The organism is Nocardia colli (assembly GCF_008704205.1).
Lineage (GTDB): Bacteria > Actinomycetota > Actinomycetes > Mycobacteriales > Mycobacteriaceae > Nocardia > Nocardia colli.
On the sequence record NZ_VXLC01000004.1, the window covers coordinates 64,375 to 91,168 of the forward strand.

The window sequence follows — 26,794 nt, forward strand, 5'->3', positions numbered from 1 at the left end:
CTGATTCCTTGAACTGACCGAGGCCGCTTTCCGAATCGGAAGGCGGCCTTCGTCATATCGAAACGAAGGCCGCCCCCTGGTTCGAGGGAGGCGGCCTTCGTCATGCGTGGCGGTGGGCTCAGCCAGGGCAGAAGCCGAGCGTCCTGACCAACCACTCGCAGAACTGTTCCATCGGACTCATGGTCGACACCTCCATTTCGTCTCCCGTTATGGATACGAGCCGAGCCGGTGTCTGGTTCACCGCGGAGATCATTGGAATTCGAGGAGACGCGGACGTACCGGACAGGGCATGCTTAGCGCGTGGATGTGCTGGTATTGGGTCCAGTGCAGGCGTGGGCCGACGGTGTCGCGGTGACCGTCGATCGGCCGCTGGAACGGGCAGTATTGGTGCGGTTGGCCTTGGCGAACCGGGTACCGGTGCCGGATGGACGACTGGCCGAGGATTTGTGGGGGGCCGAGGTCGAGCGGCCGGTGCAGCGGTTGCGCGTGGTGGTGTCGCGCCTGCGGGCCGCGCTCGGGCCGTTGGCGGACGTCATCGGACGGACGCCGGCGGGTTATCAGGCGACCGTGTCGGCCGCGGATCTGCTGGCCGCGGAGGCGGCGGCGCAGCGGTTGCACACCGCGCGGCGCGGCGGTGACTACGCCGCCGTCGCGGAGGCGGCACGGGAGGCGCTCGCGCTGTGGCGCGGGCACGCGCTGGCCGACCTGCGCACGATTCCGTTCGCGGCAGCCGAGGGAGAACGGCTCGATGATTGGCGACTGTCGCTGACCGTGGCGGGGCTGGAGGCGAATCTCGAGCTCGGCGCGGCCGGTGAGGTGGTGACCGAGCTGACCGGGCTGGTCGCGCGGCATCCGCTGCACGAGCCGTTGTCGTGTCTGCTGGCGTTGGCGTTGTATCGGACCGGGCGACAGGCCGACGCTTTGGAGCGGCTGGCGCGGCTGCGGCGGGCGTTGTCCGAGGAATTGGGGGTCGACCCCGCGCCGGATACCAGCGCGTTGGAACTGCGCATCCTGGACCATGATCCGGCGTTGCGGGCGTCGGCCTTACCGGTCGTGCCCGACGTGGCGAAGCCGGTCGCCGAGCCGGTCGGCAGCGATCCGGTGGCACCGGAGCCGCAGTCCTGGCCCGCCCCGATGGTGTCGACCCCGATGACCAGCTTCGTCGGCCGTGGCCGGGAATTCGCCACGCTGACCACGCGTCTCGCCGAGCCCGGCCTGACCACGGTGGTCGGCGTCGCGGGCAGCGGAAAGTCGCGCCTGGCCGCCGAACTCGCGCGATCGATCGGGCAGTCCGGCCGCCCGGTCGTGCTCGTCGAACTGGCGCCGCTCGGTCGCGCCGAGGACGTCTTGCCCGCGGTGGCCGCCGCACTCGAAGCGGGCGGTCTGGCCGCCGACGGCTCGATCGATCCGAACGGCCCACTCCCCGGAATCATCGCCGCCCTCGACGGCGGCGAGCGCGAGCGCACCCTGCTCGTGCTCGACAACGCCGAGCACGTGCTCGGATCGGTTGCCGAACTAGTAACCGCAGCACAGGGATTCAGCGTTCTCGTCACCTCGCAGCAGCCGCTCGGCGTGCCGGGGGAGTCGGTGTACCCGCTCGGCCCGCTGGATCGCAGTGTCGGCGTAGCGCTGTTCATCGAACGCGCCGGCCTGCACGGGCTGGTGACGGCGGCCGAGCGCGACGAGCTGGTGGCGATCTGCGCGGCGGTGGACTGGCTGCCGCTGGGCATCGAGCTGGCCGCCGGTCTCACCCGGACCTTGACGATTTCCCAACTGGCCCAACGGATCGACGATCGGGTCCGGCTGCTGGTCGGCGGCGCGCGTGGCGCGGCGGGCGGGCGGCACACCAGCCTGCGGGTCGCGCTGGACTGGAGTCACGAACTGCTCGCCGAGCGGGAGCGGGCGGTGCTGCGCAGGCTCGGCGTGTTCGCGGGCGGGTGCACCCTGGAGGCGGCCGAGGCGGTGGTACCGGACGGCGAGCTGGAGCGCGGCGACGTCGCACCCGCCCTGGCGGATCTGGTGAACCGCAACCTCGTCACCGTGCAGACCGACGGCGCGACAAGACGTTTCACGCTGCTGGAGACGGTCCGCGACTACGCGCTGGCCCGGCTGTCGGAGGCGAACGAGATCGAGGAGCTGCGCGCGCGGCACCTGCTGTGGTGTCTGGACCTGGTGCGCACCATCGGCGCGCCGGACGATTTCGCCGCGGCGGAGTCGGTGGCGGCGGTGTTCGCGGAATGGCCGAACATCCTGGCCGCCTTGGAGCGCGCCCCTCGAACGGCAAGGGCCACAGATGGTTTGCGGCTCGCGGTGGAGATGCATGTGCCCTGGCTCGCCAGAGCCTGGTTCCGCGAGGCGCAACGCCACTACGCGGCACTCACCGACGCGGCCGACATCGCCGCGCACGAACTCGCGCAAGCCTTGAGCCACTACGGGTTTCACACCCTGATGACCGGCGATCTCGAATCCGCGGCCGTCCAACTGGCCAAGGCGGGCGAACTGGCCGCGCCGCTCGACGACCCGGAACTGGCCCAAACGGTCCGCTACTACCAAGGCATCGTCGACATCGAACGATGCCGGCTGCCGGAGGCCGTCGCCCGGCTGCGCGAGGGCGAGCGGCTGGCCGTGCGCGAGACCCAGGGCTCGTCCTTCGCCGACGCGCTCGGCACTGCCCTGCTGTATTCGGGCGACGCGGCCGAGGCGCTCGCCGCCTACACCCGATCCAGCAAGGTCGACGCGGCTTACGAGGACGAGCACGGTCTCTCCCGCGGACTGAGCAATCAGGCCAAGGCTCTGCTCGGTCTCGGCCGCGTCGACGAGGCCCTGGCCACCGCCGAGGAATCCGACCGCTACGCCCGCCGCCTGGACGACCGGCAGATCCTGCCGCTCAACGACCTCACCCGCGCCGCCGCCGCGCTGACCACCGGCAGCCTCGACGCCGCCGAGTCGTACTGCCGCGCCGCCCTCGCGCACGAGGAGGACGCGACCGGCCTGGCCCGCATCGATCTCGCCGACGTGCTGCTCGCCAAGGGCGACACCGCCGCGGCCCGGCAGTTGCTCGACGAGTTCTTCGCGGCGGCGCCCGGCGGCGTGCCGCTGCTGGCCGCCCGCGCGATCTCGGTCACGTTGCTGCGCGCGGAGGGCGACGCCGTGGGCGCGCGAGCGCTGCTCGAACAGGTCCGCGCCGAGTTCGCCGCGGCCGGATTCGGCTGGCAGCGCTACACGGATCGGCTGGTCACGCCCGGTCTTTCGGCGTGAGATGCGGATGAAACCACGCTGAGACGGCCGCCCTGGAGTCTGGTCTTCGCAACGCACCACACCAGAAAAGAAAGCGAAGACCATGACCTCCACCCGCATCGCTGCCGCTCGCGGCGCCACGGCCGCCGCACTGATCTTCGCGGGCTTGTTCGGCACCAGCATCCCCGCGTTCGCGGGTCCGTTCGACAGTGGTTCCGCGATCCCGTCCGCGCCCGGTGACCGCGGCCCGTTCGAGTTCGAGTACCAGTGCCTGGCCCGCGGCAACCAGGGCGTCGAGCACGGCGAATGGCCCGACTACGACTGCGTGGGCAGCTACGGCGCCTGGCAGCTCATCCCCCGATACTGACCCACCCACCCCGAAGGACGAACCAGCATGAAGATCACCCGGATAACCGCCATCGCCACGATCGCCTTCATCGGCTTCCTCGGCGCCGGCCTCGTAGACGGCGTCGCCTCGGCTGACCCGGCACCCGGTCGCCTCGGCCCGTACGAGGCGCTCTACACCTGTGAGCGGGAGGGCAATATCGGCATGGAGAACGGCGAATGGGCCGATTACAACTGCGAGGGCGCCCCGGGATCGTGGCTCATCGTGCCGCGATACTGATCCGCCCGGCCCCGGCCCGGAGCACCCCGCAATCGCGTGGCTCCGGGCCGAACGCGTTCCCCCGAAAGCGCTTCCGGATGGTGGTGCTAGCTGTCGGCAAACCCCCCGCGACCTGGTATGGAGGGGCTGATAAGGCCCTGAGAGGGTCCGGTTAAGGGTGACCTGGACCGATGCGTGCAGTAGCGTCAGGTGCAGATCCAGCAGTTGAAGACCACGTATGACTCGACCTAGGAGACGACGACATGTCATACCCGTCCGGGGGCTCCGGGTACAACACACCCGCGCCCTCCACCCCATCCAGCCAACCTTCGACGGCGGGTGGTGCCAGTTCCGGTGCGAGCGCGACCGGTGCCGAGGCCAAGGGGCTGCCGTTCTTCCTGGTGGTCGGTGTCGCGGCGCTCGGCGTGATCAACTTCCTGCTCGGTTTCCTGCCCTATGTCGGCACCAAGGCGGTCGATTTCGGCGGCGCGCGGGTGGCCAGTAGCGAGACCGCGAGCCTGTTCGAGGCCGGCGGTTCGGCGTTGCTCGCCATCCTGCTGCTCGGCGGACTGCTCGCCGGCCTGTCGGTGCTGCCCAAGCAGAGCTGGACGGGCGCGGCCGCCGCGGCCTCGCTCGCGGGCTTCCTCGCGCTGCTGCTGCACTCCTTCACGCTGTCCGACGGCATCGAGCTGAAGTGGGGCGCTTACGTCCTGCTGGTGCTGTCCTTCGCCCAGGCCGTGGTCGCGGTGGGCGCGGTGCTGTTCGAGGCCGGCCTGATCAAGGCGCCCGCGCCGCGACCGGCCAGCGCGCCGGCCGCGTTCGGGCAGGGCGGCGGCTACGGCCAGCAGCAGCCGGGGGCGTTCGGGCAGAGCCAGCCGGGCTACGGCCAGCAGCCCGGCTACGGCCAGGCGCAGCCGGGTCAGCAGCCCTACGGCCAGCAGTCGCCCTACGGTCAGCAGCCGGGTTACGGTGCGGCACAGCAGGCTTCGCCGTACGGCCAGAGCCAGCCGAGCCAGCCCGCGTACGGCCAGCAGGGCCAGGCCTACGCGCAGCCCGCCTACGGTCAGCAGCCGCCGACCACCGCTTTCGGTGGGGCCCAGCAGGCTTCGCCGTACGGTTCGCCGAGCGCCGCGCAACCACGCCCGGACGAGGGCGCCACCCAGCACTTCGGTTCCGCACAGCAGCCGGCCCAGCAGTCGCCGTACGGTTCGTCGAACTACGCGCAGCCGAGCCAGCAGCCCGCGCAGCCGGGCCAGCCGTTCGGTGGCGAGCAGGGGGCCGACCCGGCCAACGACGCCACCCAGGCGTTCCGTCCGTCCGACGACAACAAGTAGCGATCCCTGCCCCCGGCGCGGTTTCATGCGGCGCGCCTGACCCGCTCGCGCCGGGGGAGCTGCCACGCTGAATTGTCATGAGTGAGCGTCAGCGAGTGAGTCAGGGATGCCGCGCGCCTGAGCGCACGACGGAGCCGAGCGTCAGCGAGGCGCGGTCGTGAACTCGTCTCGGAACTCACTCGCGCGCCGGACAGGTGGATCTCGCACTGTGCCCGAGCCGCACCCCGAGCCCGAAGAGGCCGGGTTTCTGTCGCTGACCCCGGAACGCGCCAGGGTCCTCGTCCTGGTCGCCGGTCGGCCGACCACCTACGCGCTGACCGCGATCATTGTGCTCGTCCTCGCGACGCTGCTCACCTCGGGCAGCAATCTGGCCGGCACCTCCGGCGCGATCGCCGCGGGATGGCTTGGCGCGCACCAGGTTCCGCTGGTGATCGGCAAGACCTCGCTCGGCCTGCTCCCGCTGCTGCCGACCGCCCTGCTGGTCTGGCTGGCCGGCCGGGAATGCGCCCGCGCCGTCGAACCCGATTGCACGCGCGCCGATCTCGGCTGGATCGTCGGCGCCGCGCTGGCCGGTCCGCTGCTGATCACGGCCATCTGCCTGGCGGTCGCCGAGGACGCGTCCGGCGTCGTCGCGCTGCAACCGCCGAACACCCTCGCCGCGTTCGCCTGGGTCGGCGGCCTGTATCTGGTTGCGGCGCTGGGCGGTATCGCGACCCGGACCCGGCGCGAACTGTTCGTGCTGCTGCGCTTGCCCGAGTGGGCGATCTCCGGCATGTACGCCGCCGGCCGGGCGATGTTGCGCCTGCTCGGCTGCGCCACCGCGCTGCTCGTGCTCTCGTTCCTGTTCCACATTCCGCGGATCGGCGACACCTACCACGGCGCGGGCAACGCCGCCGGGGTGATCGGGCTGACCCTGCTCTCGCTGGCCTACCTGCCGAATCTCGTGGTGCTGGCGGTGGGCGTGCTGGTCGGCTCCGGCGCGCAGATCGGGGTCGCGTCGTTCGGCGTGTTTTCCGTTGTCGGCGGGCCGATTCCGGCCGTGCCGCTGATGGCGGCGGTGCCGACCGGACCGGCGGCGGGCTGGTGGCCGGTGCTGCTGCTCATCCCGGCCGCGATCGGCGTGCTCGGCGGACTAGACCTGGCGCGGAGCTCGACCGACCGGATCGGAGCGCCGTGGGCGACGCTGTGCTCGGCCGGTCTGGCGGCCGTCGCGCTGTCGCTGCTCGGCGTGGTCGCGGGCGGTGACCTGGGCACGTTCGGGCGGATCGGGCTCGACCTGCCGATCTTCCTGCTGCTCACCTTCGCGTGGCTGGCCATCCCCGGCTACGTCGGTCTCGCGTTCGCGCGCTGGTTCCTCGTCCCGGTCGGCGCGCCGCCCGGCGACTACGCCGATCCGTACGACGAAGACGACTACTACGACGACGATTACGCGGACGACTACTACGCCGACGACGACTACGCGGACAACCGCGACTACTTCGAGGACGACTACGCCGACTACGACGGCCCGGACCTGGAAGTCGCGCTCGACGGCGAACTCGTCGAGGAGCAGACCTCGATCGGCACGGTGCGATCGGCACACCCGATTACCACACCCGACATCGTCGATGCCGAGGTGGTCGAGGCGGACCTGCCGGAAAGTGACCGGGTAGACGGTCGTTAGGCTCTAACCCGGCGGAGCTCTTCCGTCCGCCATCCGATCGACTCGCAGGAGTAGAGCCCTGAGCTTGCCCACCCCGCCGGCTCCGCCGTCTGCCGACCCCCGGCCGTCTCCGCCCGCCTCGTGGACCCCCGCCGCGGCCCCGGCGACCGTCGTCGTGCTCGCCTCGGGCACCGGATCGTTGTTGCGCGCGCTGCTCGACGCGGCGGCCGCCGCCGGCTTCCCGGCGAAGATCGTCGCCGTCGGCGTCGACCGGAACTGCGCGGCCACCGAGCACGCCGACGCCGCGGGCGTCGCCCACTTCAAGGTGGCGCTGAACGACTTTCCCGATCGCGCCGACTGGGATGCCGCGCTGACCGACGCGGTCGCCGGCTACGCACCCGATCTCGTGGTCTCGGCCGGGTTCATGAAGATCCTCGGCCCCGCCTTCCTCGACCGCTTCGGCGGCCGGATCATCAACACCCACCCCGCGCTGCTGCCCGCCTTCCCCGGCGCGCACGGGGTGCGTGACGCGCTCGCCTACGGGGTGCGGGTCACCGGCTCGACCGTGCACCTGGTCGACGCGGGCGTCGACACCGGGCCGATCCTCGCGCAGGAGGCGGTGCCGGTGCTGCCCGACGACGACGAGGCGAGCCTGCACGAACGCATCAAGGTGGTGGAACGGCGGCTGCTCGCGCAGGTCGTCGCCGCCGTCGCCACGCGGGGCATTGTTTCCGACGGACGAAAGGCAGTTATCCCAGATGAGCGAGTTATCCGGTGAGTGACCGCAAGGAAATCAAGCGCGCGCTGGTGAGCGTGTACGACAAGACGGGGCTGATCGAGCTCGCGACCGGTCTGCACGCCGCGGGCATCGAGCTGGTCTCGACCGGTTCGACCGCGGGCAAGATCGCCGACGCGGGCATCCCGGTGACCAAGGTCGAGGACCTCACCGGCTTCCCGGAGACGCTCGAGGGGCGGGTGAAGACGCTGCACCCGCGGGTGCACGCGGGCATCCTCGCCGACACGCGCAAACAGCAGCACCTCGATCAGCTGGTCGAGCTGGGCGTCGAGGCGTTCCAGCTGGTCGTGGTGAACCTGTACCCGTTCACCGAGACCGTGGCCAGCGGCGCGAGCCCGGACGAGTGCGTCGAGCAGATCGACATCGGCGGGCCGTCCATGGTGCGGGCCGCGGCGAAGAACCATCCGTCGGTGGCCGTGGTCGTCGACAGCGGCGACTACGACGAGGTACTCGGTGCGGTGAAGTCCGGCGGGTTCACCCTCGCCGAGCGGACTGCGTTGGCGGCCAAGGCTTTCCAGCACACCGCAAGTTATGACGTCGCGGTCGCGAGCTGGATGACCTCGGTGCTCGCGCCGGGCGTCGCGGCGCAGGCCGAGGACAGCGGCGTGCAGTTCCCGGCCTGGCTCGGCGGCACCTGGGAGCGTTCCGCGGTGCTGCGCTACGGCGAGAACCCGCATCAGGCGGCCGCGCTCTACACCAGCAACGACGGCAGTCTCGGTCTCGCGCAGGCTCGGCAGTTGCACGGCAAGGAGATGTCGTACAACAACTACACCGATGCCGACGCCGCGTGGCGAGCCGCCTACGACCACACCGCGCCGACCGTCGCGATCATCAAGCACGCCAACCCCTGTGGCATCGCGATCGGCGCCGACATCGCCGAGGCGCACCGCAAGGCGCACGCCTGCGATCCGGTGAGCGCGTTCGGCGGCGTGATCGCGGCCAATCGTGAGGTCACCGTGGAGCTGGCCGAGCAGGTCGCGGAGATCTTCACCGAGGTGATCGTGGCTCCGGCGTACGCCGACGGTGCGGTGGAAGTGTTGCAGCGCAAGAAGAACGTGCGCATCCTGATCGCCGAGCCGCCGCGGCGCGCGGGCGCCGAGCTGCGCCCGATCAGCGGCGGCGCGCTGCTGCAGCAGCGTGACATCCTCGACGCCGCGGGCGACGATCCGGCCAACTGGACGCTGGCCACCGGCACCGCGGCCGACGCCGAGACCCTCGCCGAGCTCGAATTCGCCTGGCGCGCTTGCCGTGCGGTGAAGTCCAACGCGATCCTGCTCGCGCACGACGGCGCCTCGGTCGGCGTAGGCATGGGCCAGGTCAACCGGGTGGACGCGGTGCAGCTCGCCGTGCAGCGCGCCGGTGATCGGGCCAAGGGCTCGGTCGCGGCCTCGGACGCGTTCTTCCCGTTCCCCGACGGCCCGCAGCAGCTCATCCAGGCAGGCGTCCGCGCGATCGTCCAGCCCGGCGGCTCCGTCCGCGACCAGGAAACCATCGACCTGGCCCGCGAAGCCGGCGTAACCCTCTACCTCACCGGCTCCCGCCACTTCGCCCACTGACCTACCCCACCTCGAACGCCACGCCCGGTCCGCCGGCGTGGCGTTCGGCATTCCCGCACCACTTCTGACTTCCCGCACCGAAAATCGCATGCAAATTTCGGTGCGGGAAATCAGAAGTGGTGCGGCTGCGGTGGGGCGGGCGGGCGCGAATGCGCGTGGTGGTTTCGTACAGTGGCCGCATGTCGATTCGTGCGGTGGGTGTCGGTGTGGTTGTGCTGGTCGCTGCTGTGGCGGTGTCGGTCGGTGGGCAGCAAGCGGCTCAGGCGGAGCCGGGGGTGCCGCAGACTGTTCCTTCGTTGAAGGCGTGGAATCCAGGTGGGGGCGAATTCTCGCTCGGTGCGCATGCGCGGGTCCTGTACGGGGACGGATTACGCGACACCGCTACAGATTTCGCTTCGGCGCTGCGTGCGGTGACCGGAAATGACGTTGTCGCGCAGGCGGGTTCGTCCGGCGGTCCCGGTGACATCGTGCTCAGCACCGGCACCGTGCCCGGAGCTCCGGAAATGCCTGAGGCATACCAGATTTCGATCGGCGGAACCCTGGACCTGCGCGGCAATGACATCGCGGGCGCGTTCTACGCCACCCGCTCGGCACTGCAGCTCCTACGGCAACGGGACGCGATTCCCGGTGGCACCGCGACGGATTGGCCGCAGTATCGCGAACGCAGCCTCATGCTCGACGTCGGCCGCGAATTCATGCCGGTCGATCTGCTGCGCGCGCAGATCCGCCGCATGGGCTACCTCAAGCTGAACCTGCTGCACCTGCACCTCTCGGACACCTTCGGCTTCCGCCTCGAAAGCGAACGACACCCGGAAATAACCGCCGCACAGCACTATTCGAAGCAGGACATTCGCGACCTGGTCGAGTACGCGGCCAGGTATCAGGTCGAGATCATGCCCGAGGTGGACTTCCCCGGTCACATGAACGGCATCTTGGCCGCCCACCCCGACCTGAAGCTGCGCAGCGCGGACGGCCGGGTCTCCGACGCGGCCATCGATATCGCGAACCCGCGCGCCTACGACCTGATGCGCGACATCCTCGACGAGTTCCTGCCGCTGTTCCCCGGCCCCTACTGGCACCTCGGCGCAGATGAGTTCCTGCTGGACGGCGCCCGCGTCGCGAGCTTCGACGAGTACCCGCAGATCGGCGAGTACGCCCGCGCCACCTACGGGCCGCAGGCCCAGCCCGTCGACGCCTTCCTCGGCCTGATCAACTGGGGCGCCGACATCGTCCGCGCGCACGGCAAACGCCCGCGCATCTGGAACGACGGATTGCACACCGGCGCAGGCACTCTCGCCATCGGCCGGGACATCGTCATCGACTACTGGAGCCGCGCGGGCATCCCACAACTGCCCCTGCCGTTCTTCGGAAACGCACGCAGCCCAGCCGATCTCATCGCCTCGGGCCACGAACTCCGCAACGCGTCCTTTACGCCGACCTACTACGTGGCGGGCGGCCCGACCGCGGCAGGCAACGTGCCGCCGCCGGTCGCCTATCAGATCTGGGATCCGGCGCTGTTCGTCGACGGCACCCGCCTGACGCCGGACCAGAACACGCACAACCTCGGCTCGGGTCTGTTCGTCTGGTGCGACGACCCGACGGTGCAGACCCCGGACCGGATCGCCGCCGCCATCGCCATGCCGCTGAAGGTCACCGCACAGCAGACCTGGGGTCCACCGCAAGCCGGTAGCTACCTCGAATTCGCGGCACGGGCCGACGCCGTCGGCGAACCTCCGGCGTAGCGCGCCCGCGGCCTACACCGCGCTGAGCACCGGCCGGTTGCCCAAAGGTGACTTCAGCGGCAGTTCGAGCGAGCCGAACACCGCGTTCATGGTGCACATCCGGCCCACCGCGTCGGCCCGGGTGCCGGCCCGCAGCTCGACGGTGACGGTCGAATCCGTCTCGCGCACAGTCGCGTCCACGCCGTAGCATTCGGGCGTGCCGGTCTGGAAGTTGACCGCGATCCGGTCGTCTGCCAGCCGCGTCCACGAGCTGAACGCCATCGGGCGCGGGCTCACGATGGTCGGGTCGGCGGTGAACTCCCGCCCGCGATTACCGCCGGTGTCCTCGGTCGGCGTGCTCGGCGCGGCACTGGTGCTCGTGCTGGTTTTCGGTTGCGGCGCAGCATCATCCGATCCGCTACACGCCGTAGCGGCGAGGCACCCGAGCGCAATGGCAACAGCTGCGGCGGTACGGCCGCCCGACATCCGACTCATGCCGACCACCCTAGTGGGCAATGCCAGGGGCTATCTCACATAGAACATGACACGGCAATAGGACACACCCCACAGTGAACTTTCGGCGAACCATGCGCGTAATCCCTCCGTAACCCCCTCCAGACCAGTATCTTCGGGGCCTAGATGCGCGCCTGTGTCTTCGGTGCGTGTCGATTGTCGGATGCTCTTCAGAACCTTCGAAAGGAAGAACCGTGGGCGACACACTGCGCGTTGGTGAAGAACTCGGACTGGGTCAGTCCCTGCAGGGTGGTGCTTACACCCTTACTTTGCAGGACGACGGCAACCTGGTGTTGTCCGAGCCGGACGGAAATGTGGTGTGGTCCACCCTGACTCACGGTCAGAGTGTCGACCGCGCGGTGCTGCAGGACGACGGCAACTTCGTGGTGTACAAGGGTGACGCGTCGGCCTGGTCCACCGAGACCAATGGCAAGGACGCGGACCGGCTGGTCGTGCAGGCCGACCGCAACGTGGTGCTGTACGGCAAGGACGGCAGCCCGCTGTGGGCCTCGAACACCAAGTCGGACAACCCGCTCTCGGCTCCCGAGCCGGAGCCGGTCGCCGAGGCGCCTGCCGCCGAAGAGGTTCCGCCGCCGGCCCCCGAGGTGCGTACCTACACGGTCGAGCCGGGCGACACCCTGTGGGCGATCGCCGAGCGCTTCTACGGTGACGGCAACCGCTACCAGGAGATCGCCAACGCGAGCGGCATCGACAACCCGGACCTGATCAACCCCGGCCAGGTGCTGACCATCCCGTAATTTATTGCGGCGCAAGACAAAACGTGGGACCCCGGCAACATGCGGGGGTCCCACGTTCGGGTTTCGGAGGAAGTGCGGCTACCGGCTGGTGAAGGGGAGCAGCGCCATCTCGCGGGCGTTCTTCACCGCGACGGCGACCTGGCGCTGCTGCTGCGGCGTGAGCCCGGTGACCCGGCGGCTGCGAATCTTGCCGCGATCGGAGATGAACGTGCGCAGCAGATTGACGTCCTTGTAGTCGACCTTCTCGATGCCTGCGGCAATGAGCGGGTTCTTCTTCGGACGGCGGGCCTGTTCGGCGCGAACCTTCTTCGACGGTGCTCGCTTGACTGCCATATACGGATCCTTCGTACGAGAACGGTGGTTGTCTACCAGCTCGATTTGCGCACACCGGGCAACTCGCCCCGGTGCGCCATCTCGCGCACACGCACACGGGACAATCCGAACTTCCGGAGGTGACCGCGCGGTCGTCCGTCAGCGGCGTCCCGATTGCGCAATCGTACCGGACTGGCGTCCCGCGGCTGTCGTCGCAGCTCAGCGGCCGCGTCGGCGCGCACGGCGTCCGGTGTGCCGGGCTTGCGGATGAGCTCTTTCAGCTCGGCCCGGCGCTCGGCGTAGCGCGCGACGACCGCCGCGCGCTGGGCGTTGCGGGCGATCTTCGACTTCTTCGCCACCTCAGCGCTCCTCGCGGAAATCGACGTGCTTGCGCACCACCGGGTCGAACTTGCGCAGCACCATCCGGTCCGGATCGTTGCGGCGGTTCTTCCTGGTCACGTACGTGTACCCGGTGCCTGCGGTGGACTTGAGTTTGACGATCGGCCGGAGCTCGGTCGACTTCGATGCCATGGTTTTCTCCTGGTCAGATCTTGTCGCCCCGGGCCCGGATCCGGGCCACCACGGCCTCGATCCCGTCCCGGTCGATGGTCTTGATGCCCTTGGCCGAGACGGTCAGCGTGATCCGCCGGCCTTCGCTGGGCAGGAAGTAGGTCTTGCGCTGGATATTGGGGTCCCAGCGCCGATTCGTGCGCTTGTGTGAGTGCGAGACGGACTTGCCGAACCCGGGCTTGCGCCCGGTGACCTGGCAGTGGGCCGACATGCGGACTCCCTCCGGTAGATGACAATCATTTTCGACAACGGCTGATCGACAATGTACCGTTGCGTTGACGCAAATGAAAATCGTTATCGAAAGGAGTGCTGTCAGTGCTCGCACCTGAGACCGACCGGCGCACACCGGTCGTGGTGCTCGCCGGATTCGCCGGACCGGCCGCGGCGGGCGCCGACCACGCGGCTACCGCGCTGTGCAATGACGCGCCCGGCACCGTCGTCGTCCATCACGATCTCGGCCAGCTGCGCGAGGGCATCGTGCACCGCACGGTGCGCAGCGCGACCTACGAGACCTCGGACGTGCTCGAGCTCGCGCACGGCTGCGTCTCCTGCACGCTGCGGATCGACCTGCTGCCCCTGCTGCGCACGCTCGCCGCGCGGGATTCGGTCGAGCGCATCGTGCTCGCGCTGGATCCGGCGTTCGAGGCCGAGGCGGTCTGCCATGCGATCGAACATGTTGTGGTGGAAGGGATTCTGGGCCGGGTCGACGGGCCGGCCGGCCGTGATGTGCGCATCGAGGCGGTGCTGACCTTCCTCGACGCCGACGCGTGGCTCGCCGACGCGACCGGTGCGGAGACGCTCGCCGAGCGTGGTCTCGCCAAGGCCGACGACGAGCACACGGTCGCGCAGGTGGCCGTGGGGCAGGTCGAATTCGCTGATGCGGTAATCGCTTTGGGCGCAGTAGTGCCCGGCGGCGACGTCGATCGCGGCAGGCTGGGGGCGGTGCTGGCCCGGCTCGTTCCCGACGCGCCGGTGGACTGGGTGGACGCACCGCACCTGCTCACTGCCGCGCGCATCGAAGCCCTGCTGACCCGAATCCCGGCAAACTCCCGCCGCGGCAAGGTATTCGACGCGCACGCGCCGCTGCTGCGCGGACAGCCGCCGCTCAGCAGCGACTACGGCGTCGCGCTGCTGGAATTCGCCGCGAGCCGGCCGTTCCATCCCGCCCGGCTGCACGAGGCGCTCGATGTGCTCTTCGACGGCGTGGTCACCGCGCGCGGCCGAATGTGGCTCGCCACCCAGCCCGACGAGGTGGCCTGGCTGGAGTCCGCGGGCGGTGGCCTGCGCGTCGGCAGCGCGGGTCGCTGGCTGGCGGCGATGTCGGAACCCGAACTGGCACAGGCGGATCCGGATCGGCGGGCGATGGCCGCGCTGCGCTGGGACGACCAGTTCGGCGACCGGGACATCTCCCTGGTGATCCTGGTGCACGACGCCGATCCCAACGAGATCCGCGAGGCGCTGCACTGGGCGCTGGTCGAGGACGACGAGCTGCGCCTGGTCGAACGCGCGCCCGAGCGAGTTGCCCAGTGGGAGGACCCGTTCGGCGCCTGGCACGCCGACCCCTGCGACAGCGCCGACGCCGCGTTACCCGTCGAAGACGTGAAAAGCCCGAGAGGAGAAGCGAAATGAAGACAGGAATCCATCCGGACTACCACCCGGTGGTGTTCGAGGACGCCGGCACCGGCAAGCAGTTCCTCACCCGGTCGACCGTGACCAGCGCGCGCACCGTGCAGTGGTCCGACGGCAACACCTACCCGCTGGTGACCGTCGACGTGACGTCGGACTCGCACCCGTTCTGGACCGGCGCGCACCGCGTGCTGGACAGCCAGGGCCGGGTGGAGAAGTTCGAGCGCAAGTACGGCAAGCGCCCGCGCCGCGGGGAGGGCTGAGATGGCCGTCCCGAAGCGGAAGATGTCGCGGTCGAACACCCGCAGCCGGCGCGCGCAGTGGAAGGCGACGCCGCCGGATCTGGTGCCGGTGACCGTCGCCGGCGTGGTGCACAAGGTGCCGCGCCGACTGGTCGCGGCGGTCAAGCGGGGACTGATCGACCTCGATCGGCTCTGACCGACCAGAAACGACAGCGGGCCCGCGGATGATTCCCGGGGCCCGCTGTTCATCGGTTTCGGCTCGCTCAGCCTTCCTTGGCGGCGAGGTCCGCGAGCGTCGCGGCGAGCCGGAAGTACTTGTTGCTGGCCAGATCGGCGATCGTCTTGATCTTGAGCGCGTCCAGCAGCTGCTTGTCGTGCGCTTCGGTGAGACCGGCGAGGGCCGAGGGCGGAGCGGAGAGGATTTCGTTCAGCGACTTGTTCTCGTACGCCTTGTCGAGAGCCTTGTCGAGCACCACGTTGACGGCCATGCGAACTCCTTCGAACGAACCTGGATGTGCGGCGCCCAGCGAGCGCCATGTGCCAGCCGACGATAACTCGGACGGTGCTGTCGTGGGTGGCGAACGCGCCGGTCGACCGAATCGGTCCGTCCTGGCGGGTTGATGACCAACTTTCCCGCGACAATGAAACGTGTGGCAATCGGATAGCAACTGCCCTGGTAGGAGCGACGTTGCGACCTCGTGCACGATGCGATAGCGCCCCGATAACTACCGGGCGAAATACCTACTGTTGGTTGGTTTTTGGTAGTCGGAAAAGTCTCCGCGAAGTGATGCGAACGTGTCCGGACGTCAGTATCCTCGTGCGAGAGGGCGGGTTCTTCCGGTTCCCGGGAGAACCCGCTCATCGCCAAAATCCCGGTCGCGGCACCTCTTCGCCGCCCGTGCGAAACCACTCACCGCACCCGCCGACCTCACCGCGCAGAACGCGAATCCACGCCATCGCTACTGGATGTGTGCTGCGTGCTCGCACCCGGACCCGGCAAACCGGGCAAGTCGGGCAGAATCGCCTCCAGTCGCGCCAACTGCTCGCCCACCAGCGCCGCCGGTCCCTCGATCAACGACAACGGCCACGGCCAATGCCGGCCACTCAGCCGCTGCACCTGCGCCGCCAGATCGGCCGTCGTCGCCTCCAATTCGCTGATCTCGGTGCGCAACTCACCGACCTCGCCCTCCAGCTCGCCGATCCGGGCCAGCGCGGCCGCCACACCGTCCACCAGCGTGCGACCCGGCCCGCCCGCGTCACCCAGCTGCGGCCAGCCGGCCAGGCCCGGCCCGCGCAGCTGGATCTGGATATCGCGCAGCACTGCCTCTTGCTCCGGCGTCACGTCGGCGTCCTCCTGTGCAAAGAAATCCCATTGACCGAAATCGGGCGTCCCGGCCTCGTTCACATCGCAGACCACACCACCGACGACCTGCTGACGCAACGTCTGATGGAGATTGCGCCGCGCCTCGACCTTGCCGCCCGACCAGGCATCGGTCTGCCACGCCCAGCTCGCGCTGCCCGCGTCCAGCGCCCGGCTCACCGACCAATACCCGCCGTAGATACCGACATTCGCGCGGCCGAGCACCGTCGCCGCACCGTCGAGATAGGCGTTGATCCGCTGCTGATCCTGCGGCGTCACATCGAAATCGGCGGAAAAATAGATCGGCCGATCCGACCGGCCGCCACAGCGCAGCACCTGGGCCAGGCCCGCGCGCGCGTCCACCACACCGGCACCGTAGCCGTCCAGCATGCGCGTCGCGGTGGTTTCCCAGTTCGCCGCGATCGACACCCCGTGCGCGCGTAGATCATCGGCCTCGGCCGGGGTGAGCAACTTGCCGGGCAAGGTGACGCCACCGTCGGACAGATACCGGACGACGAAGTCGAAACCCGCCGCGCGGATGGCCGCGCCGCCCGGACGTGCCGCGGCGTAGTCCAGACCGAAACGCATGTCTCTCACTGTAAATCGAGGGATTACCGCGGCAGGGCCGAACCGGCGCCGTGGCTCAGAACGCGGAGTTGGTCGCGGGCACCCGCACCGGCGCCGAGGTGCGCCGATCCGGCGCGATCAGGATCGCGCTGATCGGGACGGCCAGCGACAGCATGCCGAGCACGAACGCGGGCACGAAGAAGCCGAACAGGTCCTCACCCGGCGGCGTCGAATTGGCTGTGGCGAGATGGATTTCCACGCCGACCAGATCCGTGTAGTGCATGCCGGCGATCCCGGCGGCGAACACCAGCGCCGCACCGGCCAGCAGCGGCAACGGCCGCCGCGGCTGGGTGAACCACAGGGTGGCCAGCGAGAGCACGATCGCGATCGCCACCGCGCCGGTGAACAGCCATGGCTGGATCGAGATGGAACCCTGAATGTGCATGGCGTCCAAGGCCAGATAGTGCATCAGGCCGAACCCGCCGCCCATCACCACGCCCGCGCCGATCAGCCGCGCGATGTGCAGCGTGCGACCCATCAGCACCAGCGCCGCCCACACCGCGAGGATCGAGATCACCGCCGCGGCAGCGACACTCCACACGTCGTAGCGAACCAGGCTGCCCGGCACCGTGACCCCGAGCATCGAGACGAACACCGGCAGCCAGACCCCGATCCCGCCGATCGAGACCGCCGCCGACGCCTGCCACACCACCCGGAACTTCGGCGTCACCGATTTCGTCGACTGCCGGATGCAACTGAACCCGACCAGCGCGCCGACCAGCGAGACCGCGATCGACAACCCGATGATCCAGTAGCCCATGCTGAAGTAAGTCAAAGAACAGCCTGTTCTCGTTCCTGCGCGGCGAGGCGCTGGATGGCGTACTCGGTCACCGCGGCCAGCGACTGGCGTACCTCGTTGGCGTTGCGCGCGTCGATGTCGACGATCGGCACGCTCTCGCGCACCGCGAGCGCCTCCCGCAGTTCGGCGATCGGGAAGCGGGGCGCGTTCGGGAAGCGGTTGACCGCCACCAGGAACGGCAGCTGCCGCGCTTCGAAGAAGTCGACCGCCGCGAAGCTGTCCTCCAGTCGGCGGGTGTCGATGAGCACCACCGCGCCGATCGCGCCGCGGATCAGGTCGTCCCACATGAACCAGAAGCGCCGCTGCCCCGGGGTGCCGAACAGATACAGCGCCAGGTTGCCCGGCAGGATGATCCGGCCGAAATCCATGGCGACCGTGGTGGTTTCCTTCTCCGGCGTTTCCGCGAGATCGTCGATGCCGTCGGAGAACCGGGTCACCATGGCCTCGGTCCGCAGGGGAACGATCTCGGACACCGCGCCGACAAATGTTGTCTTGCCTACCCCGAAACCACCGGCGACCACGATCTTCGTGGACGCGGTCCGGTTGTCCCCGTCGGCCTGGCCGGGGTTGGTGTCGGGCCCGATTTTCTTATAGGGCACGGAGTCCACGCAAAGTCCTCTCCATCAAAGAACGGCGCTCGTCGAAACTCGCCTCGTCAGTCAGTGTCGAATGCAGACGCACAATGCCGTCGACCACGAGGTCACCGATCATTACCCGGATCATGCCGAGCGGACGATCCAAGTGAGCGGCGATCTCGGCAACAGAAAGCCGATGTGTGCCGAGCCTAAGGATATCCGTGCGGACATCACCGGTTGGCCAGTCGAGATGCGCAGTGTAGGACAGGGTCTCGATGACCGCTTCCAGCGGCAGGTCGACCGCCGGCTCGGTGCGCCCCGAGGTCAGGGCATACGGTCGGACGCGCGTGGTCGGTCGTGGTCCAGGTCCGTAGGGATTGGACATCTCCCGCTCAAACCGCGGTACGCGCGGTGGCGGTGACCACCGTGCCGACCCGGTCGACCAACAGCGCCATCTCGTAGCCGATCCGGCCGATGTCGTGCGACTTGTTGGCGAGCACGGCCAGGTGAGATCCGTTGCCCACACTCATAACCAGCAAATAGCCACGCTGCATCTCGACGATCGACTGCATCACCTTGCCGCCGTCGAACAGCGACGCCGCGCCCATCGACAGGCTGGCCAGGCCGGCGGTGACGGCCGCGAGCTGCTCGGCCCGATCGGACGGCAGGTGCGGGCTGGTCGCCTGCAGCAGGCCGTCGGCCGAGACCAGCACCGCGTGGGACACGCCGGGCACGTCCCGGGTGAATCTGGCGACCAGCCAGTTCAGGTTCTCATCAGTGGTGCTGTTCGCGTCTGTCATGCAAGCCCTCCGTCGTCGTACTGCGCATTGGCCCGCCCACTGCGGACCCCACTGAGATGCCTGGTCAGGTTGTTCCGAATCTCCTCGGGATCACGGGCTCCCGATTCGTCTGCCTGCGCCAAGCCGCCGGGGACCAGTTGCGCGCCCGGCGTTCGGATAGGAAGTCCACCGCTGGTGCGGCCGGTCGGGGTCGGATGCGTCGCCTCTTCGGCGGCCGACCAGCCCACGTCGGCGGGCGAGGTCCAGGTGGTCTCCGCGGTCTGCGACGTCGCGGGCTCGACCAGCCATTCCGACACCATGCGCTGATAGATCGGGGTCGGCGAGGCGCCGGCCACCGGCTGCAGCCGCGAGGAGGTCACCATCGCCGGCTCGACCGCCCGCGGCGGGGCGGGTTCGGGTTCCGGCACCGCGGCCGGTCGCCGGATGGGCAGGCCGGAGCGCGACGTGGTGCGCGACGGTTCGCGCGCGACGTTCGGCTGTTCGGCCTCGCGCGGCACCCGCTGCTGGGGGATGGTCAGTTCCTGCCCGGCGTCTTTCGCGTCGGACTCGGCCCAGAAGTCGGTCGGCCGTTCCTCGTCGGCCGGGCGGCTCGGGCCGCTGCCGGTCACGCCGGCGGTGGGCGGGCCGAAGGGGGAGCGGTCGTCGGTCGGGGTGTTGATCGACCACGGCTCGGTCGGCGGCTGCGTGTCGGAATCGGTGTCCGGGGTGTTGGTCCGGGTGGGCACCGAGACGGCGGGCTGCCCGGGCGGCTCGGCCACCCGGATCGCGGGCCTGCGCTGCGGCAGGCCGGTGCTGGACACCTCGAACCGCGGCGAATTGTGCTGCGGCAGGCTCGGTACCGGCACCAGCGTGCGCGGCTGTGCGGGCAGTTCGTAGTCGCCGGTCAGTTCCAGCGGCTTGCCGGTCGGGTCGGTGGCGTCCAGCGGCGGGGCGACCAGCGCGCCGGGCAGATGCACGCTCGCGGTGACGCCGGGCTGCTGCGCGGTGGTGGAGGTGCGGCGCAGGTTGGCGGTGATGGTGTGCCGTTTCGCCAGCCGGCCGACCACGAAAAGACCCATCCGGCGCGCGGTTTCGACGGTGACCTCGCCACCGGAACTCAGCCGGTCGTTGATCGCGCGCAGGTCCTCGGTCGACATGCCGAGGCCGCGGTCGATGATCTCGATCAGGTAGCCGCCGTCGACCGCGCGCGCCACCGACAGCGTGACCGGCGTGGTCGGCGGCGAGTAGCGCAGCGCGTTGTCGATCAGCTCGGCGAGCAGATGCTCGATGTCGATGGCGGGCTCGCCGGCCACGATGCCGTCCGGGACCGCGCCGATCTCGACCCGCTGGTAGTCCTCGACCTGCGAGACCGCGCTCCAGAGCATGTCGGAGAGCTGGACCGGGTGCAGCTGGCCGCGGCGCAGCGCGGTACCGGCCAGCACCAGCAGGTTGTCGCCGTTGCGGCGCATGCGGGTGGCCAGGTGGTCGAGCCGGAACAGGCTCTGCAGGCGTTCGGTGTTGTCCTCGTCGTGCTCGAGGTCCTCGATCAGCGCCAGCTGCTGCTCGACCAGCGATTGGCTGCGCCGCGAGAGCGTCTCGAACATGCTGCCGATCTGCACCCGCAACCGGGCCTGCTCGGCGGCCAGGTGCAGCGAGGCCTGGTGGATGTCGTCCACCGCGCGGGCCAGCTGGCCGATCTCCTCGGTGGTGCGGATGTCGACCGGGGTGATCTTCGGTGTCGCACCGCCGGTGCGCACCACCTCGATCTCGTTCGGCAGATCGACGTGCGCGACCTGCAGCGCGTCGTGGCGCAGGCGGCGAATCGGCACCACCAGCGAGCGGGCGACGCCGAGCGCGAGGGCCAGGCCGGCAAGCAGCGTGGTGATCACGATCGCGACGTCGCGCAGCACGGCGCTGCGCAGTTCGATGGTCCGGTCGGCCAGCTTGTCGTCGATCGTGTTCAGCAGCACCGTGGTCGCCTGGCGGTAGGCCTCGGAACTGGTTTTCAGCGAATCGGTGATAACGCCGTTGCTGCCCAGGCTGTTCGGGCTCTGGCTCAGCGCGCCGATGCGCGTCTGCACCTGATCGATCAGGACCTGCGCGTTGGTCGCCGAGGACGGGCTCATCTGCGGATAGGAGTAGGTGAGCATCATTTCCGCGCCGAGCGTGGTCAGCATGCCGGCCAGCGCGGCCGGGTTGTTGCCGCCGCTGGCCGTCGCGGACATGATCTGCTCCTGGGTGAGCAGGCGCGAGGCGTTGGTCATCAGGCCGAGCTGCAGGAAGTAGCGCTGGATGACGATCTCTTCGATCGAGGAGGAGACCGAGATCGCGGTGATGATGCGGGTGCCGACCTCGTCGACCTGGCCACCGATGGTCGCGGGGGAGGAGGTGCGCAACCCGTTGCGCATGGTCCGGGCGACCGCGATGGCGGCGGGCAGTTCCTTGGTGGTGCTGTCGTCGACCTTCTTCGTCCGCAGCGCGGTTTCCAGATCGATGGCCGACTGGTCGAACTTGGCCGCCACCGTATCGATCGGGTCCTCCGGCCGGGCGTTGACCGCCGCGATCGCGAGTTGTTCGGTGGCCTGGCTGAATTCGAGGATCGGGCGCAGGATGCGGGCCTGCTCGGTAGCCGCGTCGAGCTTCGAGATCACCCCGAGCTCGTCCTTGATCCGCAGTCCGGCGAAGGCCGAGGCGAGCAGCACCGGCAGCAACAGCACGATGCCGACCTTGCGCGTGACCGACATGTTGGACAGGCTGAATTGCCAGGAACGCGGTGCAGCTTCCATTCCGCTTCCGTCGCCTCCACTTCGCGCATGGTCCCCGAATGGTGGCTGTCTAGGAGCTGTCTGGATCAACCCGCCGAGAACCAACTCAAGGTCTTCTTTTTACCGCACGGAACATACCGTGCTGACTGGCCGTCGGCAATCCGAGGCACCAGGTCTGCTCGTGACCGAATATGGCTACGCGGAACAGGTTTCGCGTTGTAAGAGTTTCTGAGTCTACATAGTTCCTGGACGACTGATCTATACGGCGGAAGATCGCGGATAGCTGATCGGGTGCTGGCTCCGGCGGGCCGGGCGGACGCGGACGCGGCGTGTCGAGCGTCCCCTCTCAGTCGCCTCTCAGTCGATACGGTCAAACTGGTCGCATGCGCATTCTGGTAGTCGACGACGATCGCGCCGTCCGCGAGTCTCTGCGCCGGTCACTGACCTTCAACGGGTACTCCGTCGACCTCGCGGTGGACGGCGTCGACGCGCTCGACAAGGCGACGAGTCAGCGGCCGGACGCCTTGGTGCTCGACGTGATGATGCCGCGGATGGACGGTCTCGAGGTCTGCCGGCGCCTGCGCAGCACCGGTGACGATCTTCCGATTTTGGTTTTGACGGCACGGGATTCGGTGTCCGAGCGGGTTGCCGGACTCGATGCGGGCGCCGACGATTATTTGCCGAAACCCTTCGCGTTGGAAGAATTGCTCGCACGTTTGCGTGCGCTACTGCGACGCACGACCGCCGATCCCGGCGAGGTTTCCGAGGCAATGACGTTCGCCGATTTGTCGCTGGATCCGGTGACCCGCGAGGTTTCCCGGGGCGAGCGCGGGATCAGTCTCACCCGCACCGAGTTCTCGCTGCTGGAAATGCTGATGGCGAATCCGCGCCGAGTGCTCACCCGCAGCCGCATCCTGGAAGAGGTCTGGGGATACGACTTCCCGACCTCCGGCAACGCGCTCGAGGTGTACATCGGCTATTTGCGCCGCAAAACCGAGGCCGAGGGCGAATCCCGGCTCATCCACACGGTTCGCGGCGTCGGTTACGTGCTGCGGGAGACGCCCCCGTAGGGGAAGACCATGGCGCGAACAGTCCCCAAGCGGCCCGTGGTCGCCGGGCTCGGGCAACGGCCGCCGCAGCGGCCGCCCGACCCGACCGAGATGCGGCCCCCGATTCCCCTCACCCGTTCGGTGTCGTTGCGCTGGCGGGTGACGCTGCTGGCTGCGTCCGTGGTGGCGATCGCCGTGGCCGTGACCTCGATCGCGGCCTACGCGCTGGTCGCGCGGGCGTTGTACGCGAACGTCGATACCGAACTGCGCAGCCGCGCCAGCGCGGTGATCGCCAGTAATCCCTATGGGTTCAATTTGCAGAACCTGGTGCTGGCGACCGCGTTCTATCCCGACACCGGCATCGCCCTGATCTTTCCGGACATCGGCCCGTACTCGCCGCCGCAGGCGACCGAGCCGCCGGTCGGCAGTCAGGAGATGGCGGTCTTCCACGGTGAGCTGAATTCGTCGTTGCGCACGGTCGCCAATCAGCGCGTGCTCGCGTTGCGCACGAATCAGGGTGCGACGTTGGTGATCTCGCAGCGGCTGGAGCCGACCCGGAACGTGCTGGATCGACTGGCCTGGCTGTTGTTCGTCGTCGGTGGTTGCGGCGTGGTGCTGGCCGCCGCGGCGGGTACCGCGGTCGGGCGCACCGGATTGCGGCCGATCGGGCGGTTGACCGCCGCCACCGAACGGATCGCGCGTACCGATGACCTGACCCCGATCCCGGTGACCGGCGACGACGAGTTGGCCCGGCTCACCGAGAGTTTCAACACGATGCTGCGCGCGCTGGCCGAATCACGGGACCGGCAACGCAGATTGGTCGCCGACGCCGGGCACGAACTGCGGACGCCGCTGACGTCGCTGCGGACCAACACCGAACTGCTGATGGCGTCGAGCCGGCCGGGCGCGCCGCGCATTCCGGACGAGGACATGGCCGAGCTGCGCTCGGATGTGATGGCGCAGATCGAGGAGTTGTCCAACCTGGTCGGCGATCTGGTCGACCTGGCGCGCGAGGACGCCCCCGAAACCGTGTACGAGCGAGTCGATCTCGGCGACGTGGCCGAGCGGGCGCTGGAACGGGCCCGGCGGCGGCGCGGATCGGTGGAGTTCGTTTCGGCGATCCGGCCGTGGTTCGTCTACGGGCACGAGGCAGGTCTGGAGCGGGCGATTCTCAATGTGCTCGACAATGCCGCGAAGTGGAGCCCGGCCGGTGCGCAGGTCTATGTCGAGATGCGCGAGACCGGACGGGGTCTGCTCGAGCTGACCGTCGACGACGCCGGGCCAGGCATCCCGCCGGGGGAGCGGGAGTTGGTGTTCGAGCGGTTCTACCGGACCACCGCGTCGCGATCGATGCCCGGTTCGGGGCTCGGTTTGGCGATCGTCAAGCAGGTCGTGACGAAACACGGCGGCACGATCACCATCGAGGCGTCCGGGCGCGGCGGCGCGCGGATCCGGATCGTCCTGCCGGGCGAGGCCGGGCGTCCGGTGCAAGCCTGAGGCAGGCGCGCGGCGGCCCGGTTGCGTACCCTGTTGCCTGGAAAGCTGCAGGGTCGGGGTGTGCGCGGCCTCGGCGAGACCGCGAGCGGTGGGCGACAGGTCTCGGGCAATTGATAGCACGGTCTCAGTCCGCTCTCAGTAGTCATCGTCAAGCTAGGCGAGGAGATGCTGAGGAGAAACGAGGAGTCCATGACCGAGGATTCGAAGGACCGGCGGGACGAGCCGGAGACGGCGAACGCCGCACCGGATCAGCCCAACCCGACCGATCAGATCCCGGCCGCACCGACGGGGCCCGCCGGCGCGCCGTATGGAGCGGGTTACGCACCGCAGGGGTCCGGCTACGGGCCGTACGAGGCCCCGAATCAGCCGTATGGGGCGCAGCCGCCGTTCGGGCAGTATCCGCCGCATCAGCACACCCAGCCGTTCCCCGGCCCGGACTACGGCACGCCATTCGAGCACGGGCAGCTGCCCTTCGAACCGCAGCAAGGCGCTCCGCTCGGCGTGCAGCAGCCCGCCAAGCGTCCGGTCCGCACCGGTCTGGTGATCGGCGCGGTCGCGCTGGCCCTGGTCAGCGGCGGCGTCGGCGGTGCGGTCGGCGCGCTGGCCACGCACTCGGACAACGGCCGCTCGACCATCACCAACGCGCTCGATCAGCCGAAGCCCAACGTCAACAACGTCTCCAACGCACCGGCCGGCTCGACCCAGGCGGTCGCGCAGAAGGTGCTGCCCAGCGTGGTCATGATCAAGGTGGCCAGCAGCCGCGCCGAGGGTGAGGGTTCCGGGGTGGTGCTGTCCTCCGACGGACTCATCCTGACCAACAACCACGTCGCGGCGGGCGGTGGCCCGGGCGCGAAGATGGATGTCCTGTTCTCCGACGGCAGTTCCGCGCCCGCGACGATCGTCGGCGCCGACCCGGTCTCCGATCTCGCCGTGATCAAGGTCGCCGGCAAGACCGGCCTGACCCCCATCGAGCTCGGCACCTCGGCCAATCTCCAGGTCGGCCAGCCGGTCGTCGCGATCGGCTCGCCGCTCGGCCTGGCCGGCACCGTGACCACCGGCATCGTGTCCTCGCTGAACCGCCCGGTGTCGACCCAGGGCGAGGGCCAGCAGAGCGCCGCGGGGGTGAACCCGGTGATCGACGCGATCCAGACCGACGCCGCGATCAACCCGGGCAACTCCGGTGGCGCGCTGGTCGACGGCAACGGCAAGCTCATCGGCATCAACACCGCGATCGCCAGCCTCGGCGCCGGTGAGCCGGGCGCGGGCCAGCAGAGCGGCTCGATCGGCCTCGGCTTCGCCATCCCGATCGACCAGGCCCGCCGGGTGGCCGACGAGCTGATCAAGACCGGGCACGCCACCTACGCGCAGATCGGGGTCAAGATCCAGGCGCAGGCCCAGGATTCGATCAACGGCGCCAGGGTGATGGAGTCCACCGCCGACGGTCCGGCCGCGAAGGCGGGCATCCCCTCCGGCGTCGTCATCACCAAGCTCGATGACCGCAGCATCCCCTCCGGCGACGCGCTCGTCGCCGCGGTCCGTTCGCACCAACCAGGAGACAAGGTGAAAGTCACCTATACCGATGAACGAGGCAACAATTCCAAGACCGCCGAGGTGACCCTCACCGGTGCGCCCGCGGACGGTGGCAGATGATGCGCGTGCTGCAAGGCGGCCGCACGCCGCTGCTCGACACCGCCGCAGAGGTGCTCGGCATAGACGCTACGGTTAGCACCATGGAAATCGATGCTCCGGTGGCGGGGCGTGCTCTGGTGGTGGTCGTCGATGATCGAACGGCGCATGGAGGTGTTGACTCGCTCGGCCCGCTGGTCACCGAGCTGCTCACCGAGGCAGGCTTTCTCGTCGACGCGTCGGTGTCGGTGCAGGCCGACGAGGTCGAGATCCGCAACGCGCTGAACACCGCGGTGATCGGCGGTGTCGACCTGGTCATCTCGGTCGGCGGCACCGGCATGTCGCCGCGCGACGTGACCCCAGAGGCCACCTCCCAGGTGCTCGATCGTGAGCTGACCGGCATCAGCGAGGCACTGCGTTCCTCCGGCCGGGTGGCCGGTTCGCTGGACGCGGGCCTGTCCCGCGGCGTGGCCGGCATCTCCGGCAGCACGCTGGTGGTCAACCTGCCCGGCACCCGGGCCGCGGTGCGCGACGGCATGGCCACCCTCGGCCCGCTCGCCAGCAAGGTCATCGGCGAGCTTTCCGGATTGGTCGACTGATCACCGGTTCCGATTCCTCCGACGACATCCCTCGTCCGGCCGCTCGCCGGGCGAGGGATGCGGCGCGTCTCGCCGAGATTTTCGGCGACGCCCTCCCAGACACCACGAGCGACGAACGCGGATATGACTCCGGAAACGAGTCCTCCGCCGATGAATGGCTGCGCGCGCAGAAGCCGCCGCATCACGGTTGAATGCCCAAATCTACGT

28 protein-coding genes are annotated in these 26,794 nt (G+C 69.2%); 16 read left to right on the top strand and 12 right to left on the bottom strand.

The window, feature by feature from the left end:
• Nucleotides 1-300: 300 nt before the first annotated feature.
• The 8 genes from F3087_RS12100 to F3087_RS12135 all read left to right on the top strand — a co-directional run bounded on the left by F3087_RS12100 (nucleotide 301) and on the right by F3087_RS12135 (nucleotide 10,911).
• Complete coding sequence (locus F3087_RS12100; protein ID WP_150402018.1) at nucleotides 301-3,258, top strand: AfsR/SARP family transcriptional regulator; 2,958 nt, start codon at nucleotides 301-303, stop codon at nucleotides 3,256-3,258.
• Nucleotides 3,259-3,340: 82 nt separating this feature from the next.
• On the top strand, nucleotides 3,341-3,604 hold the full coding sequence (locus tag F3087_RS12105) for a hypothetical protein (protein WP_150402019.1): 264 nt from the start codon (nucleotides 3,341-3,343) through the stop codon (nucleotides 3,602-3,604).
• Between the two features lie 27 nt (nucleotides 3,605-3,631).
• Nucleotides 3,632-3,862 (top strand): hypothetical protein, encoded by a 231-nt coding sequence (locus F3087_RS12110; RefSeq protein WP_150402020.1) that lies wholly within the window; start codon nucleotides 3,632-3,634, stop codon nucleotides 3,860-3,862.
• Between the two features lie 242 nt (nucleotides 3,863-4,104).
• On the top strand, nucleotides 4,105-5,175 hold the full coding sequence (locus F3087_RS12115; RefSeq protein WP_150402021.1) for a DUF5336 domain-containing protein: 1,071 nt from the start codon (nucleotides 4,105-4,107) through the stop codon (nucleotides 5,173-5,175).
• A 208-nt stretch (nucleotides 5,176-5,383) separates the two neighbouring features.
• The gene (locus F3087_RS12120; RefSeq protein ID WP_150402022.1) at nucleotides 5,384-6,838 is read left to right on the top strand and encodes a cell division protein PerM; all 1,455 of its coding nucleotides are present in this window, start codon (nucleotides 5,384-5,386) and stop codon (nucleotides 6,836-6,838) included.
• A 58-nt stretch (nucleotides 6,839-6,896) separates the two neighbouring features.
• Entirely contained in the window at nucleotides 6,897-7,595 is a 699-nt protein-coding gene (gene purN / locus F3087_RS12125) for a phosphoribosylglycinamide formyltransferase (protein ID WP_396897559.1), read from the top strand.
• A complete protein-coding gene (gene purH / locus F3087_RS12130; protein WP_150402024.1) occupies nucleotides 7,592-9,169 on the top strand; it encodes a bifunctional phosphoribosylaminoimidazolecarboxamide formyltransferase/IMP cyclohydrolase in 1,578 nt (525 codons plus the stop codon). Before purN ends, purH begins: the two co-directional genes overlap by 4 nt.
• Before the next feature lie 179 nt (nucleotides 9,170-9,348).
• A complete protein-coding gene (locus F3087_RS12135; RefSeq protein WP_191093930.1) occupies nucleotides 9,349-10,911 on the top strand; it encodes a beta-N-acetylhexosaminidase in 1,563 nt (520 codons plus the stop codon).
• Nucleotides 10,912-10,923: 12 nt separating this feature from the next.
• On the opposite strand, the gene F3087_RS12140 is transcribed toward F3087_RS12135, so the two are convergent.
• Complete coding sequence (locus tag F3087_RS12140; RefSeq protein ID WP_317983919.1) at nucleotides 10,924-11,385, bottom strand: hypothetical protein; 462 nt, start codon at nucleotides 11,383-11,385, stop codon at nucleotides 10,924-10,926.
• Between the two features lie 212 nt (nucleotides 11,386-11,597).
• Between F3087_RS12140 and F3087_RS12145 the strand changes: the two genes are divergently transcribed.
• Complete coding sequence (locus tag F3087_RS12145) at nucleotides 11,598-12,161, top strand: LysM peptidoglycan-binding domain-containing protein (RefSeq protein WP_150402026.1); 564 nt, start codon at nucleotides 11,598-11,600, stop codon at nucleotides 12,159-12,161.
• 78 nt (nucleotides 12,162-12,239) lie between these two features.
• On the opposite strand, the gene rpsR is transcribed toward F3087_RS12145, so the two are convergent.
• Genes rpsR through rpmB form a run of 4 tightly spaced genes read right to left on the bottom strand, consistent with a single transcriptional unit; the run spans nucleotide 12,240 to nucleotide 13,254 of the window.
• Nucleotides 12,240-12,494: a 30S ribosomal protein S18 gene (rpsR, locus tag F3087_RS12150; protein ID WP_040738992.1), complete on the bottom strand. Its 255-nt coding sequence runs from the start codon at nucleotides 12,492-12,494 to the stop codon at nucleotides 12,240-12,242.
• 32 nt (nucleotides 12,495-12,526) lie between these two features.
• Nucleotides 12,527-12,832: a 30S ribosomal protein S14 gene (rpsN, locus tag F3087_RS12155; protein ID WP_150402027.1), complete on the bottom strand. Its 306-nt coding sequence runs from the start codon at nucleotides 12,830-12,832 to the stop codon at nucleotides 12,527-12,529.
• Between the two features lies 1 nt (nucleotide 12,833).
• Entirely contained in the window at nucleotides 12,834-13,004 is a 171-nt protein-coding gene (gene rpmG, locus F3087_RS12160; protein ID WP_150402028.1) for a 50S ribosomal protein L33, read from the bottom strand.
• 13 nt (nucleotides 13,005-13,017) lie between these two features.
• Nucleotides 13,018-13,254 (bottom strand): 50S ribosomal protein L28, encoded by a 237-nt coding sequence (gene rpmB / locus F3087_RS12165; RefSeq protein WP_150402029.1) that lies wholly within the window; start codon nucleotides 13,252-13,254, stop codon nucleotides 13,018-13,020.
• A gap of 95 nt (nucleotides 13,255-13,349) precedes the next feature.
• Here rpmB and mrf point away from each other — a divergent pair, with 95 nt between their 5' ends.
• Genes mrf through rpmF form a run of 3 tightly spaced genes read left to right on the top strand, consistent with a single transcriptional unit; the run spans nucleotide 13,350 to nucleotide 15,107 of the window.
• A complete protein-coding gene (mrf, locus tag F3087_RS12170; protein WP_150402030.1) occupies nucleotides 13,350-14,672 on the top strand; it encodes a ribosome hibernation factor-recruiting GTPase MRF in 1,323 nt (440 codons plus the stop codon).
• Nucleotides 14,669-14,932: a type B 50S ribosomal protein L31 gene (locus tag F3087_RS12175; RefSeq protein ID WP_150402031.1), complete on the top strand. Its 264-nt coding sequence runs from the start codon at nucleotides 14,669-14,671 to the stop codon at nucleotides 14,930-14,932. The genes mrf and F3087_RS12175 overlap by 4 nt, the downstream gene beginning before the upstream one ends.
• Nucleotide 14,933: 1 nt before the next feature.
• On the top strand, nucleotides 14,934-15,107 hold the full coding sequence (gene rpmF, locus F3087_RS12180; protein ID WP_150402032.1) for a 50S ribosomal protein L32: 174 nt from the start codon (nucleotides 14,934-14,936) through the stop codon (nucleotides 15,105-15,107).
• 67 nt (nucleotides 15,108-15,174) lie between these two features.
• Here rpmF and F3087_RS12185 read toward each other — a convergent pair whose 3' ends face one another.
• The 7 genes from F3087_RS12185 to F3087_RS12215 form a co-directional block, all read right to left on the bottom strand.
• The gene (locus F3087_RS12185) at nucleotides 15,175-15,399 is read right to left on the bottom strand and encodes a hypothetical protein (protein WP_150402033.1); all 225 of its coding nucleotides are present in this window, start codon (nucleotides 15,397-15,399) and stop codon (nucleotides 15,175-15,177) included.
• Between the two features lie 440 nt (nucleotides 15,400-15,839).
• Nucleotides 15,840-16,859, bottom strand: a complete 1,020-nt coding sequence (locus F3087_RS12190; protein WP_150402034.1) for a DUF1906 domain-containing protein — start codon at nucleotides 16,857-16,859, stop codon at nucleotides 15,840-15,842.
• Nucleotides 16,860-16,914: 55 nt separating this feature from the next.
• Nucleotides 16,915-17,673: an MHYT domain-containing protein gene (locus F3087_RS12195; protein WP_150402035.1), complete on the bottom strand. Its 759-nt coding sequence runs from the start codon at nucleotides 17,671-17,673 to the stop codon at nucleotides 16,915-16,917.
• Nucleotides 17,670-18,296: a GTP-binding protein gene (locus F3087_RS12200; protein ID WP_373283749.1), complete on the bottom strand. Its 627-nt coding sequence runs from the start codon at nucleotides 18,294-18,296 to the stop codon at nucleotides 17,670-17,672. Before F3087_RS12200 ends, F3087_RS12195 begins: the two co-directional genes overlap by 4 nt.
• Entirely contained in the window at nucleotides 18,286-18,657 is a 372-nt protein-coding gene (locus F3087_RS12205) for a DUF742 domain-containing protein (protein ID WP_107659355.1), read from the bottom strand. The genes F3087_RS12200 and F3087_RS12205 overlap by 11 nt, the downstream gene beginning before the upstream one ends.
• A gap of 7 nt (nucleotides 18,658-18,664) precedes the next feature.
• Nucleotides 18,665-19,072: a roadblock/LC7 domain-containing protein gene (locus tag F3087_RS12210; protein ID WP_150402036.1), complete on the bottom strand. Its 408-nt coding sequence runs from the start codon at nucleotides 19,070-19,072 to the stop codon at nucleotides 18,665-18,667.
• Nucleotides 19,069-21,837, bottom strand: a complete 2,769-nt coding sequence (locus F3087_RS12215; protein WP_150402037.1) for a HAMP domain-containing sensor histidine kinase — start codon at nucleotides 21,835-21,837, stop codon at nucleotides 19,069-19,071. The genes F3087_RS12210 and F3087_RS12215 overlap by 4 nt, the downstream gene beginning before the upstream one ends.
• Nucleotides 21,838-22,199: 362 nt before the next feature.
• On the opposite strand from F3087_RS12215, the gene F3087_RS12220 reads away from it, so the two are divergent.
• The 4 genes from F3087_RS12220 to F3087_RS12235 all read left to right on the top strand — a co-directional run bounded on the left by F3087_RS12220 (nucleotide 22,200) and on the right by F3087_RS12235 (nucleotide 26,587).
• Nucleotides 22,200-22,886 (top strand): response regulator transcription factor, encoded by a 687-nt coding sequence (locus F3087_RS12220; RefSeq protein ID WP_150402038.1) that lies wholly within the window; start codon nucleotides 22,200-22,202, stop codon nucleotides 22,884-22,886.
• A gap of 9 nt (nucleotides 22,887-22,895) precedes the next feature.
• Entirely contained in the window at nucleotides 22,896-24,362 is a 1,467-nt protein-coding gene (locus tag F3087_RS12225) for a HAMP domain-containing sensor histidine kinase (protein ID WP_150402039.1), read from the top strand.
• A gap of 189 nt (nucleotides 24,363-24,551) precedes the next feature.
• Nucleotides 24,552-26,012 carry a S1C family serine protease gene (locus tag F3087_RS12230; RefSeq protein ID WP_150402040.1) on the top strand — a complete coding sequence of 487 codons (1,461 nt, stop codon included), beginning with the start codon at nucleotides 24,552-24,554 and terminating at the stop codon, nucleotides 26,010-26,012.
• Nucleotides 26,013-26,092: 80 nt separating this feature from the next.
• The gene (locus tag F3087_RS12235; RefSeq protein ID WP_223885114.1) at nucleotides 26,093-26,587 is read left to right on the top strand and encodes a MogA/MoaB family molybdenum cofactor biosynthesis protein; all 495 of its coding nucleotides are present in this window, start codon (nucleotides 26,093-26,095) and stop codon (nucleotides 26,585-26,587) included.
• Nucleotides 26,588-26,794 lie beyond the last annotated feature (207 nt).